The following is a 17,982-nucleotide window of genomic DNA, read 5'->3' as shown; positions in this document are numbered from 1 at the left end:
ATGAAACAGAGGCAATAATGAAAAATTCAACAACTAATAATGATGGAGAAACAACTGAAGATAAGAAAACAGCCAATTCATTTTTTACGCGTAGTACATTAAGTGATGCACATGTTAAACCCTCACAGTCTACTTATGAAAGCGACGATATAACGCCCTTTTATATATTAGGGTATAATTAAGAAATTGAATGATTGCTTTTGGGTGGACTTGGTTGTAAATGTCAAAACAACTTTTTTAAAGATTTTTAAACTTTAGTGTTAATACGATTTAACAGCTTTATTATTGTCTAGATCCCGTCCTGTGATAACAGGAGATGTAATTAATTCATCATGAGAAAAAACGTTATTGAACTAAGGTTTAATAACGTTATGGTTTCCACTTACGTATTACCGTTATTAACTAATGAGCAAGTTAATTAACAAATTTACCGGCAAGCTTTTTCAAATACTTTCCTTGATGAATGACTAATTCACCATTTAGCATCACATGCTCTATCCCTGTTGAATATTGGTTCCAAGTAGAAAAGTCAGCCTTCGCACTAAAGGTTTTTGGATTGAATACAATAATATCAGCTTTATAGCCTTTAACTAATTTCCCTCTATTGTCTAAACCAAGAATTTCAGCCGTTTGACTTGAACTTTTTTTAATAAAGTCAGCTAAAGTAAGTAGTTTCTTTTCAACAACATACTTTTGATATTTTTTAGGGAAGCTCGCATACTTCCTTGGATGACCATTAGTTCCATCTGACGATGTAACCACCCAAGGTTGTATCATGAATTTTTCAACATCTTGTGGCGACATATTAAAAGAGGCAACACGAACATCACCTTCTTGTACTAATTGAATCGCTGTAGTAATGGCGTCTGATGATCTTTTGTTTGCCACTTCAGCTAGAGTTAATCCAACAAGCTCTTGGTTTTTAAAAGCAGTGATCAATAATGATTTTGGTCCACCGCGCCGGCGAATGTTTTCAGTAATTTCGCTACGTAGTTTTTCGGCTAACTTAGGATCATTTAATCGTTTATAAAAGGCTTCTTTTGAATCAGCCATGACCCATTTGGGCATTACTGCACTGTGTAATTTAGTGCCTGAAGCTAACCAAGGGTATTGATCAGCTGAAATACTTAAACCGCTCGCTTGAGCTTGCTCTACTTTTTCAATGACATTTTTACTTTGCCCCCAAACATCAACACCCAACGCCTTAATATGAGCAAGGTGAAGATGTATATTCGCTGCACTTGCAATATGAATAGCTTCGTCGATTGCTGCACTTAAACCGATATTAAAAGTACTTTCGTCGCGTAAATGCGTATCATAAACCCCGCCATATTTACTCGCAATTTTAGCCAGCGTTACGACTTCTTCGGTATTGGCAAAACTTCCCGGTACATAATAAAGCCCGCTTGATAAACCTAGCCCGCCAGCCTCCATTGCTTTCGTCAATAATAGCGACATTTCGTCAAGATCTTCTTTTGTTGCAAAACGTTGAGCTCGGCCCATTACTTCTTCACGCAGACTGCCGTGACCAACGAGTAAACCAACATTAGTACCAATACCATTAGCTTCGAGGTCTTCAGCTGCTTTTGCAATATCGACGGGACCTTCACCATCATTTCCATTAATAACCGTCGTTACGCCTTGGGTCAGGTAATTTAAATTATGATTTTTATCCTGACTATAAAGCTCTGCTAAGCTATGTGTATGTGGATCAATAAAACCTGGGCTAACTACTTTGCCTTTAGCATCAATGACTATTTTAGCAATTACGTTATGATCACCTTGTGGATAAACACCACAAATAATATCACCGCATAGTACGATATCTAATGCTTGTGCTTCACCATGGATACCTGTGTAAACTTGGCCATTTTTAATTAAGGTATCAACCTGCTCTTTCGGTTCAAAAGAACAAGAAAATAAACTAAGCAAACAGCCCGTTATTAATACTTGTTTAATCATTTTCTGACTCATTAACCCTGACCTATTCTTTATTATGATTAGTGTTCGACAGCATTGTTCTCATTAATAGTGTTGATGCATTTTTCGCAATAATTTTAATGTTTTCACGATTTGATTCATCACCCATCTCATAAGTAATAGCATGAACATTATAATGATCCGCAAAATATTGTTTCGACACGCCATTATTCGGTGTATTTCCTGGCTGCAGTAATACTCTAAAGTTAGGCATGGCTTTGTCTAATTGACCTAACCAATGCTTAACAAAATAAGGTTCTTCTACGCCGTAATTTACTGGCATGGTGTAAAAAACATCTTTCTGTGTTGAATGAAAATCTACGGCAAATTTGATTTTTTCACCTTTTGCTACGAGTGACCTTAGATAGTTATTTATATGCTGGGTTTCGGGTTGGCTGAAGTTAATCCAATCTCTATTCAGATCTAAACCATTGGCATTATGTCGCCAATTCCCCATAAACACACCGTCTGGATTAATATTGGGAATAACTAATACGTTATATTTATCACGAAACTGCTTAGCTAAATCGTTATCTGCAAGTAATGTTTCAACAAAAGGAAATAACGCTAAAGCGCCGGTAACTTCTGGGGGATGCTGACGCCCCAAGATCACTAGCCATTCATTACCAGAGCCTATTGATTCAATTTTGTAAATAGGACGTTTTTGTACCGATTGTCCCAATACATCAAGACCGATGTTATCGTTGCTAATCAGTTTATTCGCCCAATCTATATAGTATTGGTTATCGATAATTTCTTGACCCGCAATATAAATCGCATTTGGTGATGCTTCAATATTCATGATCAGTCGTTTACCATTAATTTTATGGGGTTGTAGCTTCCAATTTTGTCCGTCTTGGCTAACTTTAGGAAGGTATCTGTGTTTGTCCCCCTTCACTATCATCGTTATTTTAATCATTGCTGATTGCTTGGCTTGTATTTTAAATGCATACCATGGGCTTGAGTTAATAGGAGTATTTTCAGGTTTTAGTTGGATTAAATACTCGTTATTTCCAAGCGACTTACACTCATCCATACGTCCTGCAGAAAAATCAGCGGTTAAAATAACATTGCCCGAATTACATGTTTGCGTATTAATACTTTCATCATTTGAAGCACAAGCGGCAAGTAATAAGACTGAAAATGACAATGCGCAAATAAATAATAATTTTTTCATAATTAATCTTTAAAGTTGAATGGTTAATATAAAGATGGCTCGGCTAAAGTGATTTGCCAAGCCATCTTTGTTATTTTACAGTAAGAAAATATTAATATTTAAAATGATTTACTTAGATTTAAATAAACGTAACGACCACGGTTTGAGTGGTAATCTCCTGAGTAACCGTGCCAGAAGTTATCTGCTAATGGCGGCTCTTCGTCAGCAATATTTCGAACACCTAAACGTGCGTATGTACCTTCAAGAGGGCTACCTTTACCAAATTTATATGACGCATATACATTTACAGTTGTCATACTAGCAATCGGTAAAAACACTTTTACTTCATCATCATTGGTATAATCTGCACTGGTATCAATAAATTCACTGACGTAATTAACACTTATACCAGCTCCCCATTGATTAAGTTTCCAGTTTAACGACGATTTAGCACGCCATTCAGGATTACCATCTTTTAAGATTAAATCGCCGACACCTGCAACTTCTACCTCTGCAAGGTTAGGATATTTATCTAAATTTTTCTGTGCTTCAAGTACGATTGCAGAAAGACTATCAACAGATGTTTCATATTTAGTTAAATGTGCTGCATTAATGTTAAATTCAAAATCACCAAATGATGTTTCAAAATCATATACTATGCCAAAATCAATACCTGTCAATTCTTGGCTTGCTGCATTTATATATCGGTTATTTACTTGGCTAGCAACTAGTTCACCATCACGAATAACATTAGAATTACCAGTGCCTCCGTCTTGACGTATCACATAATCGTGCGCTAGCACCGTTTCATAAGGAGCAAGAAAAACGAGATTCTCTTGGTCAATATTCCAATAATCGATAGTGAACGTTAAGTTATCAGTCGGTTCAAGAACGAATCCAAAAGAGGTATTCACACTGTCTTCTGGCTCAAGGTCTGAATTACCTTGACGGTTATCAATAACCGCATAGGTTTCATCAGTTACAGGGTCATACTTAGAAGAACGACGTGGCATGCTTGCTTCTTCAGAGCTTTGTTGTAAGCCAGGTACTTTAAAGCCACCAGCATACGATGCTCTCACACTTAACCAATCTGTCGGTTTGTAAAATAAAGCAACTTTAGGTTTAAGTGCATCACCGCCATCAGAAAAATTTTCATAGCGTGCTGCTAATTGAACTTCAGCATACTGATCACCGCTGTCAATTAATGGCACGATAAGCTCTGCATAAGCTGAACCTACATTACGGCTAGCACTAGAATCAGTTGTTGCGCTACTTCCATACAATGAGCTTTCATTCACAACACCTGAAGCATCAATAAAAGGCAAGCTTCCGTCTACATATTTTGAACGGTCACTGTCGTAAGTTTCACGGCGAAACTCAATACCTACAGCAAGCCCAGCGTCACCGGCTGGCATAGAGAAAATTTCTGGGTTACTTGCTTTGAAATCAATCGACGCAAGGCTAGTTTGCGATAAAGTATGCGCTTCAATTAAAAACTGGTCGCTGATTGATGGAGACACTAAAGTTCTATTACCAATAGTATTTGGATTGTTAACATCACCACCACCAAAAACGTTATATGCGGTGGCTGAATCTGTACTGTTCACTGCTTTTTCAAAGGCATTTACATCAATACGTGTGCTTCGGTCATTCGTTTCGGCTTCACTATAAAATGCAGCACTTTCCCAATCCCATGCACCCATATAACCTTTAAAGCCGGCAAGTACACGAAAACTACTGTCATCAACCGTAACTGTTCTTGGCCCTATATCAGTAGGACGATATCTGCGTAAAGTTACTTCTTCGCCAAATGGATTGTAAAAGGCATCTGCAGATATATTAAAGCGATGCTTACTGCCGTTATGATTTTGCTCTGATTGATTCGTCAATTCCGCTTGGTAATAAATACCTTCCGCAAAAAACTCAACATCATCATTAACTTCATGCGTAAAGTGAGTATAAAAGTTAACTCTTTTTGCATCTGAAGATAAAGGACGAGTGGTTCCTCGATCAAAACGGATATCTCTACCGGAACTGCCCTGGTCAACACAAACATTTTCAACTGTCAGTGCTGAATCTACACAACCTGATAAAGTGTCAGGTTGTAAATGAAATCTTCCTAAGCTATCACTGTCAAACTCGCCCCAAGGCGTATCTGAACTTCGATTATCTAATTGTGTATCACCAATAAATTCTTCAGGTAACCCTGCGTATTCGCGTCTATCGTGACTTGCCGAATATGGACGCTCTGTTGCCATCATGCCGTTACGGTTATAAATACTTAAAGATCCAACAAGGTTAGAAAGACCGTTATTAAGCTCGACACCACCTAAATAAGTAAAAGTTGTTTCATTTAATGGTGTACCTTGAGAACCACCATGTCTAAGGCTCACTTTGTTACCAACATATTCACTATCAAGCGCATAGTTAACTACGCCAGCAATAGCATCCGAGCCGTAAACAGCAGCAGCACCATCACGCAACACTTCTAATGAACGTAAGCCTGAAACAGGTAAAGTGTTTGAGTTAACGGTATTTACAGGTACTTTGTTAGCGCCTGATTTAGATTGTGTACCAGGATGATTTACCATTCGGCGACCATTAAGTAATACTAAGGTATTACCAGCACCTAAACCACGCAGGTTGAATGAGCCAACATCACCACGGGCATCATTGACGTTTGAAGAACCGGTAGTTTCACCAAAATTAACAGAGCCCATTTGTGGAATGGAGCGTAGTAGTTCATCTCCAGACATTGCAGCTGAGTTTTCAATATCCGCAGCCGTCATTGTTGTTACGGGCAATGGACTAATATCAGTAGCACGTTTAACGTTAGAGCCAATAACACTAATTCGCTCTACTTTCTTTTCTTCTGCTTCAGTTGATGTTTCTTCGGCATGAACTTGAAAAGTAACTTGGGCTGTTAATGCCGTGATAACGCATAAGGTTAAGTGCTTTAATTTATATGATTTTTTCGCTTGTTGTTTCATTTCTTCCACCTTGTATAATTTAATTGTGGTCATTTTTGTCGAATATTTATATCCGATCATTTTTTTATTAAACTCACCTTGCCCAAAGTCATTCAACAATACCATTACTAGAATATCCGAACCCTATAACCTAAAGTTATGTACAATCAAGATTATCATAAAGTAAGCGTTTATATATGCGATAGTTGATTGATTAGAACCTTTGGTTATGCTTTTGTTAACTTTTTGAACTGCTTATTGGTTGATTACCCTTTACAATCAGATTTCTGTTTTTGAACATACAGTTCATTCACTATAAAAATAAAAGTGTCATAAAAATAAAGGCAACAAATAACATGCAACTAGAAATATCAATAATAGAAACATTTATAATCGCTTTATTAATTCTTTTCACGGGATACTTTTTAAATAGTAAAGTGATGTTTTTAAGAAATAATAATATTCCTGAACCTGTGGTAGGAGGCATTGTGTTCTCAATACTTTCAGCCATTTTATATATATATTTTGAGGTAAACTTTCTATTCGACATGTCTTTTAAAACACCATTAATGACCATTTTTTTTACAACGGTCGGATTAGGTGCAAGTTTTGCGTTACTTATTAAAGGTGGTCCTAAAGTTTTGTTGTTCCTGGGTGTCGCCACCTTATATTTAATTGTGCAAAATGCGGTGGGTGTTTCGATAGCAATGGCTACAGGACTAGATCCTTTAATGGGACTCATTGGTGGTTCAGTTACCCTTTCTGGCGGCCATGGTAATGGTGCAACATACTCTGATTTATTCATTAATGAATATGGTTTACCTAGTAGTGTCTTTGAATTAGCGATGGCGGCCGCAACTTTAGGTCTAATTTTAGGTGGGCTTGTTGGTGGCCCCGTCAGCAAAAGATTGATCACAAAATACAATTTGAAACCCGACAACTCGTACCACGAAGAACTTGACGATACCATCACCTTTGATCCTGATGATCATGATCTTGTTACGCCAAGAAAGATGATGGAAACTTTATTTGTTATTTTAAGCTGTATGTATTTAGGTAATATCGGTTATTTAGCCCTAAAATCTGTGGATGTTGTGTTACCTGCTTTTTTAATTCCATTATTAGTAGGCGTTGTTATTACCAATTTTACCGAGTTCACTAAAACCTATAAAATTAGCCGAGCGTGTATTGATTTATGGGGTACGATGGCACTTTCAATGTTTTTAGCAATGGCATTAATGTCACTTAAAATTTGGGAGTTAGTTAGCCTAGCTGGCCCAATGATATTTATGATTCTCGTACAAGCTGTCATGCTCATGTTATTTGCTTATTTTATCACTTTTAGAATAATGGGAAAAAATTATCACGCTGCAATTATGGCTGGTGGGCACTGTGGGTTCGGCTTAGGCGCTACACCAACGGCGGTTGCTAATATGGAATCTTTGGTTTCTCGTCATGGCCCTTCCCCTCAAGCATTTTTGGTTGTGCCACTAGTTGGTGCATTTTTTATTGATATTACCAATGCGTTGGTTATACAGTTATATTTAAGTTTTCCATTTATGAATGGTTAAAGTCGGACAGTATAAAACACTCATTAATATTTTGATTTTTAGGAAACACAATGCGCTTAAGACATATTGAAATTTTTCATGCTATTTATACCACTGGTTCAATCACCAATGCCGCTAAAATATTGCATGTGTCGCAACCGTCTGTCAGTAAAGTGTTATCTCATGCTGAGCTTCAATTAGGTTTTAACTTATTTGACAGGGTTAAGGGCCGACTTATCCCAACGGATGAAGCTGAAATGCTCTTTGATGAGGTTGACAAAATTTATCAACAAATGCGTTCAATCAAAAATACCGCGCAAAATATTAAAAAGTCAGAATTTGGAAGCATAAGTTTAGGGGTTTCTCCTGCACTTGGTTTTGATGTTATCCCAAATGTCATTGCCAACTTCCATAAAGACTTTCCTAATGTCACTTTCGATATTCAAACTATTCATAACGACGAAATGATGCAAACGCTATTAGAGCATAAATGTGACTTAGCGGTTTTGTTTTCTCCTAAAACACTGCCGGGGTTGACCTCTGTTTCATTAGCACAATCTGAACTGGTTATTGTCTATCCTAAAGACAAATTCCCGCATTGTCCGACAAAGTTAACCCTTAATGAAGTCTGTGATCTTGAATTTATTGACATAAGCGACAGCGGCCCCTTAGCTGAAATGCTATGGGCAAGAATTATGGAGGAAGACATTAATTTCAAATCAACAATCAAAGTTCAAACCTACTTTATTGCCGCTAGATTAGTCGCTAGAGGCGTAGGTGTATGTGTTGTCGACCGTTTTACTGCAGAAGGTAACTTAAGCGATAATGTCGCTATAGCATCTTTCGAACCCACTTTAGCTTTTAATATAAATGCTGTTCATCTTGAAAACCGTAAGTATTCAAAGGTTATTGATGAGTTTATGCCATACCTAACCCAAGGATTTTAAAGGAATAAAACACAAACATAACCCTAGGTTATGATCAATTAAAACCTTGTCACTTTTAATGCATGCTCACTAAGTTAAGCTCTGGATACAAATAAAAATTATCCACGTTTAACTTTAGGAATACAGCTATGCATATTGCTTCTCCATACTTATTATTTATCGGCGACGCCACCGACCAACTGTCAATAAAAATGGCGCGTGGTGTTTCAGATTGGCGCCCAGAACTATGCATTGGTGAATATGCGGTTACTGGTTGTAAAGTTTCAACGGGAATTAAAAAATTAAATATCAAGCAAGCCGCGGAGAAAGGCGCAAAATCTTTCATTCTTGGCTTTGCCAACAGTGGCGGTGTACTAGATAAAAAATGGCTACCCTATATTATTGAAGCTTTAGACAACGGCATGGACATAGTTAGTGGCTTGCACAATAAACTTACCGATTTCCCAGCAATTGTCGCTAAAGCTAAAGAAAAAAACCGAAAATTACTTGATATTCGTCATCCTAAAGCCGAATTTATTACGGGAACTGGCGTTAAGCGCACCGGTAAAAGGCTCCTTACGGTAGGAACTGACTGCTCGGTTGGAAAAATGTATACCTCTCTAAGCTTAGAGAAATCAATGAAAAAACATAAAATGAATGTTGATTTTCGTGCAACAGGACAATGCGGAATTTTAATAGCAGGTACTGGTGTAGCTATTGACTGTGTTATTTCAGACTTTTTATCAGGGGCCGCTGAGTCTTTATCTCCGAATAATGATAGCGAACATTGGGATATTATTGAAGGTCAAGGGTCGCTCTCTCACCCAGCTTTTGCAGGGGTTAGTTTAGGTTTACTGCATGGTTCTCAACCTGATGCTTTGGTTATTTGTCATGACTTAAATCGTAGTTATATGCGCGGCTTACCTCATAGTAAATTTCCGAGCATTGAGGCAACCATCAACTTAAATTTACAAGCCGCAAAATTAACCAATCCAAACACTAAAGTTGTGGGTATTACGGTGAATACTTCAAGTGTTAGCGTCGAAGAAGGGCAACGTATTTGTGCTAAACTAAGTGAGGAATTTTCGCTTCCTTGTGTTGACCCATTAAGAGATGGTACAGATAGCATTGTGGCTACTTTGTAATGGTGACAGAAAATAAAGCAAGTGAAAAACAGCATTCAGTTAACAAACTGACAATCAACGTTTTCAATGAACAACTGCGATTAAAAAGTGTTTTTCGTATTGCTCGAGGCGCAAAAACTCAAGCAAATGTGGTTGTAGTAACAATAGATGATGGAACACATTGTGGTTGGGCGGAAGCAGTACCATACGCTCGTTATAATGAATCTGTGGATATTGTTATGGAACAAATTAGCGCGCTAGCTTTAACCGAGATAACCAATAAAAACATTGGTGAAACGCTTGCTTCCTTACCTGCAGGAGCAACACGAAATGCTTTAGATTGTGCTTGGTGGGATCTACAAGCTAAAAAACTAAACACAACGGTCGAAGAATTATTACACCTTGATCCTGCTAAAGCTTGTATTACAGCTCAAACACTCAGTATAGATACGCCTGAAGCTATGGCTGAAGCCGTTACTAAACTTAATAACCCGCCATTAGTTAAAGTTAAGCTTGATAATCAAGATATTATCAAAAAAATGACAGCTATCGCGCAGGCAGCGCCTAACAGCGAATTCATTGTTGATGCTAACGAAGGCTGGTCAATTGATGATTTGGCGAACAACTGTGCACAGCTTAAAGCGTTAAACGTTATTTTAATTGAACAACCCCTTCAAGCTGGACATGATCAAGCCTTAATTAATTTTGACTCACCCATTCCTCTTTGCGCTGACGAATCCTGTCATACTCGTGCAGAGCTTGATTATTTAAAAGGTCGTTATCAAGTTATTAATATAAAACTCGATAAAACAGGCGGCTTAACCGAAGCAGTTTTGCTGGCTCAGCAAGCAAAACGTCAAGGCTTCGAAATTATGCTCGGGTGTATGGTTGGAAGTTCTTTAGCCATGGCCCCAGCTGCATTACTTGTTAACAAAGCACGTTATGTTGACTTAGACGGTCCATTACTTATACGCGATGACCGAGAGTTTGGTTTCAGTTTTGACAAAGGGGTGATGCAACCTCTTCCACCGATTTTATGGGGCGGTCCGCATACATTGCAAGCAGCGAGTAATTTACTTATTGATTAATTTTTATGTTTCTCTTTATTCCCTTAAAGACTTCAATTTTTTGAAATGTCTAAGCCCTGCTTGCAGGGCTTTTTTTTAAGTTTTAATTAGAAATTAAAATGAATCGCCAGGAATACGTACCCAACCTTCCATTAATACCCGAGCACTTCGGCTCATTACGGCTTTATCAACAATCCAAGCGCCATTAACTTCACTGGCTTGTGCACCTACTTTAAGCGTGCCTGATGGATGACCAAAAGTCACAGATTCTGAGCCTTCACCTGCAGCATTACCCGTAGCAAGAGCAACTAAAGTGCCCGGAATAGCGGCTGCTGCGCCAATAGCGACTGCCGCTGTGCCCATCATCGCATGGTGTAATTTACCCATAGACAATGCGCGAACGTGTAAGTCAATATCGCTTGCTAAAACAGCTTTACCACTTGAGGTAACATAATCTTTTGCTGGTGCAACAAAAGCAACTTTGGGGGTATGTTGGCGAGCCTCTGCTTCTGAAAGTTCAGTAATTAAGCCCATTTTAATCGCGCCATAAGCACGAATCGTTTCAAAGCGTTCTAGTGCTGCAGGGTCGCCATTAATGGCTTCTTGTAACTCGGTGCCGGTATAACCAATTTCATCTGCATTTAAAAAAATGGTTGGGATACCTGCGGTGATCATCGTTGCTTTAAAAACGCCAACACCGGGTACCTCTAGGTCATCAACAATATTCCCCGTTGGAAACATCGCCTCTGATGGATCAACGGGCGCGATAAATTCAACCGGTACTTCTGCCGCAGGGAAAGTAACCCCGTCGAGCTCGAAATCACCAGTTTCTTGTACTTCACCGTTGGTGATAGGTACTTGAGCAATAATCGTTTTCGAGATATTTTTTTGCCAAATACGTACGGTACAAATTCCGTTTTCAGGAATACGCGTTGCATCAACAAGGCCAGAATTAATCGCAAATGAACCAACCGCAGCGGTTAAGTTACCGCAGTTACCACTCCAATCAACAAACGCTTTATCGATAGCCACTTGGCCAAATAAATAATCTACATCGTGATCGGCTTGGTTTGATTTTGCTAAGATAACGGTTTTGCTGGTGCTTGATGTTGCGCCGCCCATACCATCGGTTTGTTTTCCGTAAGGATCTGGACTACCAATAACGCGTAGCAGCATATTATCGCGTGCTTCGCCGACAACCTGACAACGTTCAGGTAAATCAGTTAAATTAAAAAACACGCCTTTTGAAGTGCCGCCACGCATATAAGTAGCAGGAATTTTTACTTGAGGTATATGTACTTGGGGAGTATGAATCATCAGTTTTCCTTCAATATTTTTCGCTTCTCGCAAGACGCTTTAGCTAGGTTGAATGATGTCACATAGCGGTCTATGCTGCTGCCATTATCTTTACTAAAAAGCTTTTTGCTTTGCGATTTTGTCACTAATAAAAAGCAGCAAATTAGTTACCTAAATTGCTGCTTTAATTAAAATTACACCGAGTTGATTTTTATAAGAAGTGTTTTATCAATGCCAATGCGCAGTTGACTAAGGTCAATGAGCACTTTAAACCTAGATAAAACATTAAAAATCAATTATCTATTAGACTCCAAGAAGTCATTCGCAAACTTTTGCAATACGCCACCCGCATTGTAAACTGACACTTCTTCGGCGGTATCTAAACGACACTTAACTGGTATCGTTAATAATTCGCCGTTGGTACGGGTCATTAACACGTTCATTTCAGCGCCCGGTGACATTTCACCGTTACCTGCAACATCAAATGTTTCGGTACCATCAATATTGTAGGTATGGCGTGTTTCGTTATTAACAAACTGCAAAGGTAAAACACCCATGCCCACTAAGTTAGTACGATGAATACGCTCAAAACCTTCGGCAACGATCACTTCAACGCCGGCTAAACGAACACCTTTAGCCGCCCAATCACGTGATGAACCTTGACCATAGTCAGCGCCAGCAACGATAATTAACGGTTGCTTACGCTCCATGTAGGTTTCAATCGCTTCCCACATACGTGACTCAGTGCCCTCTGGCTCTATACGCGCCAGTGAACCTTGCTTAATGTCACCCTTGTCATCACGACACATTTCATTTAACAATTTAGGGTTAGCAAAAGTTGCTCGTTGCGCGGTTAAATGATCGCCGCGATGCGTTGCATAAGAGTTAAAGTCTACTTCGGGTAAGCCCATTTTATCTAAATAAGCCCCTGCAGCACTATCGAGTTGAATAGCATTTGAGGGTGATAAATGATCTGTGGTGATGTTGTCACCTAAAACCGCTAACGGACGCATACCTTTCATGGTACGTTCCCCCGCTAAGGCGCCTTCCCAATAAGGTGGACGACGAATGTAAGTGCTCATTTCTCGCCAATCGTAAAGCGGAGATTCAGCCGGTTCAAAAGCGCCTAAATCAAACATCGGCGTATAAATTTTCTTGAACTGCTCTGGCTTAACACAGCTTGCAACTATCGCATCTATGGCTTCGTCAGTTGGCCAAATATCTTTTAAGGTAATATCATTACCTTGTTGATCTTGTCCGAGTACATCTTTTTCAATATCGAAACGCATCGTACCGGCAATAGCATAAGCAACGACTAACGGTGGTGAAGCTAAAAAGGCTTGTTTAGCATACGGATGAATACGTCCGTCAAAGTTACGATTACCCGATAAAACCGCCGTTGAATAAAGATCACGGTCGATAATTTCTTGTTGAATTTTTGGATCTAACGCGCCCGACATGCCGTTACAAGTTGTACAAGCGTAACCGACAATACCAAAACCCATTTTTTCCATTTCAGATAATAAGCCGGCTTCTTCTAAATAAAGTTTCGCGACTTTTGAACCTGGTGCAAAAGATGATTTAACCCAAGGTTTCCGCAATAAACCAAGCTCGTTAGCGCGTTTAGCCACTAAGCCTGCCGCCACAACGTTGCGAGGGTTCGAGGTATTAGTACAACTGGTTATAGCGGCAATAATAACCGCGCCATCTGGCATCTCTCCGGCTTTTTCTTGTGCTTTACAAGCATCAAGGTCTTTCGCTATGCCTTTTGACGACAATTCGCTGGTCGGTAAACGACTGTGCGGATTAGACGGGCCAGCCATATTACGACCAACTGATGATAAATCAAACTCGATAACGCGGTCATATTCAACGTCAGCTAAGTCATCAGCCCATAAACCGGTATGTTTAGCATAGGTTTCTACCAGTTCAACTTGCTCTGGCTCACGGCCGGTCAGTTTTAAATAATCAATGGTTTGTTGATCAATATAAAACATTCCTGCTGAAGCGCCATATTCAGGTGTCATGTTCGAAATAGTAGCGCGGTCACCTATAGTTAAACCTTTGGTACCTTCACCAAAGAATTCTAAGTAACTTGATACCACTTTTTGATTACGCAAAAATTCAGTAATGGCTAAAACCAAATCAGTAGCTGTAATACCCGGTTGGCGTTTACCTACCAGTTTTACGCCAATAATATCAGGTAAGCGCATCATCGACGGGCGACCTAACATGACAGTTTCAGCTTCTAAACCACCGACACCAATAGCTATAACACCCAAGCAATCGATATGTGGGGTATGGCTGTCGGTGCCAACACAAGTATCAGGAAAAGCAACACCGTCACGCAGTTGAATAACCGGTGACATTTTTTCCAAATTGATTTGATGCATAATGCCATTACCCGCAGGAATAACATCAACATTTTTAAACGCTGTTTTGGTCCATTCAATAAAATGGAAACGGTCTTCGTTACGGCGATCTTCAATGGCACGATTTTTTTCAAACGCATCACTTTCAAAACCAGCATGTTCAACAGCAACAGAATGATCAACAATTAATTGCGTCGGTACAACCGGGTTTACTTTTGAAGGATCACCACCTTGCTCGGCAATCGCATCACGCAGTCCTGCTAAATCAACCAAAGCCGTTTGACCTAAAATATCATGACAAACAACACGTGCCGGATACCATGGAAAATCAAGATCTTGCTTACGCTCAATTAATTGCTTAAGTGAATCTGTTAAGGTTTCAGGTGAACAACGGCGTACCAATTGTTCAGCTAATACGCGTGAGGTATAAGGTAGTTTTGCGTAACTACCGGCGCTTATTGCTTCAACCGCCCCTCGAGTATCAAAATAATCTATATTGATGCCGCCAATTTTATAACCGGGCAACGGTTTGCGATGTTCATAATTCATAGTCATTACCTTTCGCTGATAGGTGGAACCGCTCTCGGCTTAGCGCCTTTGTAGTCAGCACTTGGACGAATAATACGGTTATTTGAACGTTGCTCCATAATGTGAGCAGACCAACCTGTTACGCGTGAACAGACAAAAATAGGGGTAAACAATTTAGTGGGAATACCCATGTAGCTGTACGTTGAAGCATGGAAAAAATCAGCGTTACAGAATAACTTTTTGGTATCCCACATGAATTCTTCACAAGCCACTGAAATATCGTAAAGTGACGTATCCCCATTTTCAGCCGCTAACTTTTCAGACCATGCTTTAATAATGACATTACGTGGGTCTGAAGTACGGTAAATTGCGTGACCAAAGCCCATAATTTTTTCTTTACGTTCAAGCATACCCGCCATTTTTTCTTTAGCGTCGCTTGGCGATGAGAATGATTCAATCATATCCATTGCGGCTTCGTTAGCACCACCATGAAGTGGACCACGTAATGTGCCAATAGCGCCGGTGACACATGAAAACATATCAGACAAGGTTGAAGCACATACACGCGCCGTGAAGGTTGAAGCATTAAACTCATGTTCTGCATATAAAATTAATGATACGTCCATAACACGTTGATGCTGTGCTGATGGGCTTTCACCATTTAGTAAGCGCAAGAAATGTCCGCCTAAAGAGTCTTCGGTTGAAGTACAGTCAATTTCTACACCGTCATGGGAGAATTTATACCAGTAACACATGATGGCAGGAAATGCGGCTAATAAGCGATTGGCTGCTTGATTTTGCTCGCTAAAATCATTTTCTGGCTCTAAATTACCTAAAAATGAACAACCGGTGCGCATAACATCCATTGGATGAGTTTCTTTTGGGATCAGTTTTAATACCGCTTTTAATGCTTGCGGTAAGTCGCGCATGGCAAACAACTCAGTTTTATAAGTGGCGAGTTCTTTTTCATTAGGGAGTTCACCATGAAAGAGTAAATAAGCGACTTCTTCAAAGGTACTGTTTTCAGCTAAGTCAGCAATATCATAACCACAATAGGTTAAACCTGAGCCTGACTCACCAACGGTACAAAGCGAAGTTTCACCCGCACTTTGACCACGTAAGCCTGCGCCACCAATTTTTTTATCTGCTACTTTTACATCTGACATACTATTTTCCTCATATTCTTTTGTTGGGTTAGTCGCTTGTATCGCTGCTAACTTAGTTTTATTTTATTATAATATCTGTTACTTATTTTTGCCTTCGGTGAACAAAGCATCAAGCTTTTGCTCGTAGTCGTGGTAACCCAAGTAATCGTATAAATCCATACGCGTTTGCATATTGTCGATTTCAGCTTTTTGGTCACCATCATCAAGTAAGGTTTTATAAACCGACTCAGCCGCTTTATTCATCGCACGAAATGCTGATAATGGGTAAAGTACCATCGCACAACCCCACTCACCTAGTTGCGCTTTGTTCCACAATTCGGTTTGACCAAATTCGGTAATATTAGCGAGCACTGGCACATCTAACGCTTCGGTAAAAGCGCGATAATGTTCTTCTGTTTTAACTGCTTCGGCAAAAATACCATCGGCCCCTGCTGCCACATAAGCTTTAGCTCTTTCAAGTGCCGCTTCTAAGCCTTCTTGAGCAAAAGCATCGGTACGAGCCATGATAAAGAAGTCTTTATCAATTCGTGCATCTACAGCGGCTTTAATACGGTCAACCATTTCTTGGGTTGAAACAATTTCTTTATTTGGACGATGTCCACAACGTTTCTGTGCCACCTGGTCTTCAAGGTGAACCGCGGCTGCCCCTGCTTTTTCCATATCGCGAATAGTTTTAGCGATATTAAACGCGCCACCCCAACCGGTATCTATATCAACCAGCAAAGGCAAACTTGAAGCAGCAGTAATACGCTGTACGTCAGCAATAACGTCATTTAATGACGTCATACCTAAATCTGGTAAACCATATGAAGCATTGGCAACACCACCACCTGAAAGGTAAATCGCTTGGTGACCTAATTGCTCAGCCATCATCGCGCAATAAGCGTTGATAGTACCCACTACTTGTAAAGGTTTATTGTTTACTAATGCTTGACGGAATTTAGCGCCAGGTGAAAGTTGCGTAGACATAGGGTTTCCTCTTAGTTTTTGTTAAATAATTGTTGTGCTATTTGTTAAAGCCACTGGTCAGCTTTACTTTTATTTATTGTGTCGCGCTATTTTGTAGCGCTATTTTCTTTTCGATATTTTTTCTTGATGCGGCAATATGACGTCTCATCAAAATTTCAGCAAGTTCGCCATCTCGGTCACAAATCGCTTGAATAATATGTGAATGTTCTTCAAAGGCACGGGTTGCGCGTGGGCTATGCATGCCAAATTGAATACGGTACATACGCACTAAGTGGTAGAGCTGCCCGCAAAGAATATTGATTAATTGTTGATTATGGCTACCTAATATCACTTTATAGTGAAAGTCTAAGTCGCCCTCTTCTTGATAATAAGCAACACCATCAATAAGGTCTTGTGAGTTGGCGTGTTGAGCGAGCATATCTTGCATTTCGGCTATTTCATCATCGCTCATGTTAATTGCCGCTTCTCGACAAGCCATGCCTTCAAGCGCTTCACGAACCACGTATATTTCTAATAAGCCTTCGATGGTGCAATCAACAACTCTTGAGCCAACATTGGCTTTACGTTCAATTAAATGACATTTTTCTAAACGATTGAGGGCTTCTCGCAAAGTAGAGCGACTGATTTCATATTGCTTAGCTAACCCGGGCTCACTAATTTTACTGCCTGCCGCTATTTTTCCATCAACAATCGCATGAAGTATGGCATAGAAAACTTTGTCTGCAGTGGTCACTGGTTCTTGTAAGGTTGGATTGTCTAATGCCATAAGTATGCTAGCGCCATAATTGTCTTAATGAGGTAATTGTCGACATTTACCGATTTTAAAAATCATACTAAAGCACACAGCTTAAAAGTCAAGTAGACCAAAGTATAATTGTC

General features: G+C 39.6%; 13 protein-coding genes. 5 read left to right on the top strand and 8 right to left on the bottom strand.

Going from position 1 to position 17,982, the window contains the following annotated elements; genetic code table 11:
• Positions 1 to 17 precede the first annotated feature (17 nt).
• Positions 18 to 182, top strand: a complete 165-nt coding sequence (locus H4J70_RS18820) for a hypothetical protein (protein ID WP_182251686.1) — start codon at positions 18 to 20, stop codon at positions 180 to 182.
• 232 nt (positions 183 to 414) lie between these two features.
• On the opposite strand, the gene H4J70_RS18815 is transcribed toward H4J70_RS18820, so the two are convergent.
• From H4J70_RS18815 to H4J70_RS18805, 3 genes are all read right to left on the bottom strand, one after another.
• Positions 415 to 1,974 (bottom strand): amidohydrolase family protein, encoded by a 1,560-nt coding sequence (locus H4J70_RS18815; RefSeq protein ID WP_182251685.1) that lies wholly within the window; start codon positions 1,972 to 1,974, stop codon positions 415 to 417.
• 10 nt (positions 1,975 to 1,984) lie between these two features.
• Positions 1,985 to 3,157, bottom strand: coding sequence for a M14 family metallopeptidase (locus tag H4J70_RS18810; protein WP_182251684.1), 1,173 nt, complete (start codon positions 3,155 to 3,157; stop codon positions 1,985 to 1,987).
• A gap of 98 nt (positions 3,158 to 3,255) precedes the next feature.
• Positions 3,256 to 6,126 (bottom strand): TonB-dependent receptor domain-containing protein, encoded by a 2,871-nt coding sequence (locus tag H4J70_RS18805; RefSeq protein WP_182221658.1) that lies wholly within the window; start codon positions 6,124 to 6,126, stop codon positions 3,256 to 3,258.
• A 335-nt stretch (positions 6,127 to 6,461) separates the two neighbouring features.
• Between H4J70_RS18805 and gltS the strand changes: the two genes are divergently transcribed.
• From gltS to dgcA, 4 genes are all read left to right on the top strand, one after another.
• Complete coding sequence (gltS, locus tag H4J70_RS18800; RefSeq protein ID WP_182216851.1) at positions 6,462 to 7,676, top strand: sodium/glutamate symporter; 1,215 nt, start codon at positions 6,462 to 6,464, stop codon at positions 7,674 to 7,676.
• Positions 7,677 to 7,726: 50 nt separating this feature from the next.
• Positions 7,727 to 8,602 (top strand): LysR family transcriptional regulator, encoded by an 876-nt coding sequence (locus tag H4J70_RS18795; RefSeq protein WP_182221657.1) that lies wholly within the window; start codon positions 7,727 to 7,729, stop codon positions 8,600 to 8,602.
• Between the two features lie 128 nt (positions 8,603 to 8,730).
• Positions 8,731 to 9,726 (top strand): N-acetyltransferase DgcN, encoded by a 996-nt coding sequence (gene dgcN / locus H4J70_RS18790; RefSeq protein ID WP_182221656.1) that lies wholly within the window; start codon positions 8,731 to 8,733, stop codon positions 9,724 to 9,726.
• Positions 9,726 to 10,793, top strand: a complete 1,068-nt coding sequence (gene dgcA / locus H4J70_RS18785) for an N-acetyl-D-Glu racemase DgcA (RefSeq protein WP_182216857.1) — start codon at positions 9,726 to 9,728, stop codon at positions 10,791 to 10,793. Before dgcN ends, dgcA begins: the two co-directional genes overlap by 1 nt.
• Positions 10,794 to 10,886: 93 nt before the next feature.
• On the opposite strand, the gene prpF is transcribed toward dgcA, so the two are convergent.
• From prpF to H4J70_RS18760, 5 genes are all read right to left on the bottom strand, one after another.
• On the bottom strand, positions 10,887 to 12,089 hold the full coding sequence (gene prpF / locus H4J70_RS18780) for a 2-methylaconitate cis-trans isomerase PrpF (RefSeq protein WP_182251683.1): 1,203 nt from the start codon (positions 12,087 to 12,089) through the stop codon (positions 10,887 to 10,889).
• 275 nt (positions 12,090 to 12,364) lie between these two features.
• Positions 12,365 to 14,989 (bottom strand): Fe/S-dependent 2-methylisocitrate dehydratase AcnD, encoded by a 2,625-nt coding sequence (gene acnD / locus H4J70_RS18775; protein ID WP_070376511.1) that lies wholly within the window; start codon positions 14,987 to 14,989, stop codon positions 12,365 to 12,367.
• Between the two features lie 5 nt (positions 14,990 to 14,994).
• Complete coding sequence (gene prpC / locus H4J70_RS18770) at positions 14,995 to 16,134, bottom strand: 2-methylcitrate synthase (protein ID WP_070376510.1); 1,140 nt, start codon at positions 16,132 to 16,134, stop codon at positions 14,995 to 14,997.
• 78 nt (positions 16,135 to 16,212) lie between these two features.
• Positions 16,213 to 17,103, bottom strand: a complete 891-nt coding sequence (gene prpB, locus H4J70_RS18765) for a methylisocitrate lyase (RefSeq protein ID WP_070376509.1) — start codon at positions 17,101 to 17,103, stop codon at positions 16,213 to 16,215.
• A gap of 73 nt (positions 17,104 to 17,176) precedes the next feature.
• Complete coding sequence (locus H4J70_RS18760; protein WP_182169907.1) at positions 17,177 to 17,869, bottom strand: GntR family transcriptional regulator; 693 nt, start codon at positions 17,867 to 17,869, stop codon at positions 17,177 to 17,179.
• Positions 17,870 to 17,982: the final 113 nt, after the last annotated feature.

Source organism: Colwellia sp. BRX8-9, assembly GCF_014077245.1.
Classification (GTDB): domain Bacteria; phylum Pseudomonadota; class Gammaproteobacteria; order Enterobacterales; family Alteromonadaceae; genus Colwellia_A.
The sequence above is the reverse complement of the archived record's forward strand: the minus strand, read 5'-3'. Positions and strand labels throughout refer to the sequence as shown.

Excerpts from the sequence above, each read along its gene's own strand:
- acnD (WP_070376511.1), bottom strand. The coding sequence starts at position 14,989 with ATGAATTATGAACATCGCAAACCGTTGCCCGGTTATAAAATTGGCGGC.
- H4J70_RS18815 (WP_182251685.1), bottom strand. The coding sequence starts at position 1,974 with ATGAGTCAGAAAATGATTAAACAAGTATTAATAACGGGCTGTTTGCTT.
- H4J70_RS18805 (WP_182221658.1), bottom strand. The coding sequence starts at position 6,126 with ATGAAACAACAAGCGAAAAAATCATATAAATTAAAGCACTTAACCTTA.
- dgcN (WP_182221656.1), top strand. The coding sequence starts at position 8,731 with ATGCATATTGCTTCTCCATACTTATTATTTATCGGCGACGCCACCGAC.
- prpF (WP_182251683.1), bottom strand. The coding sequence starts at position 12,089 with ATGATTCATACTCCCCAAGTACATATACCTCAAGTAAAAATTCCTGCT.
- gltS (WP_182216851.1), top strand. The coding sequence starts at position 6,462 with ATGCAACTAGAAATATCAATAATAGAAACATTTATAATCGCTTTATTA.
- dgcA (WP_182216857.1), top strand. The coding sequence starts at position 9,726 with ATGGTGACAGAAAATAAAGCAAGTGAAAAACAGCATTCAGTTAACAAA.
- H4J70_RS18795 (WP_182221657.1), top strand. The coding sequence starts at position 7,727 with ATGCGCTTAAGACATATTGAAATTTTTCATGCTATTTATACCACTGGT.
- prpB (WP_070376509.1), bottom strand. The coding sequence starts at position 17,103 with ATGTCTACGCAACTTTCACCTGGCGCTAAATTCCGTCAAGCATTAGTA.
- H4J70_RS18760 (WP_182169907.1), bottom strand. The coding sequence starts at position 17,869 with ATGGCATTAGACAATCCAACCTTACAAGAACCAGTGACCACTGCAGAC.
- H4J70_RS18810 (WP_182251684.1), bottom strand. The coding sequence starts at position 3,157 with ATGAAAAAATTATTATTTATTTGCGCATTGTCATTTTCAGTCTTATTA.
- H4J70_RS18820 (WP_182251686.1), top strand. The coding sequence starts at position 18 with ATGAAAAATTCAACAACTAATAATGATGGAGAAACAACTGAAGATAAG.
- prpC (WP_070376510.1), bottom strand. The coding sequence starts at position 16,134 with ATGTCAGATGTAAAAGTAGCAGATAAAAAAATTGGTGGCGCAGGCTTA.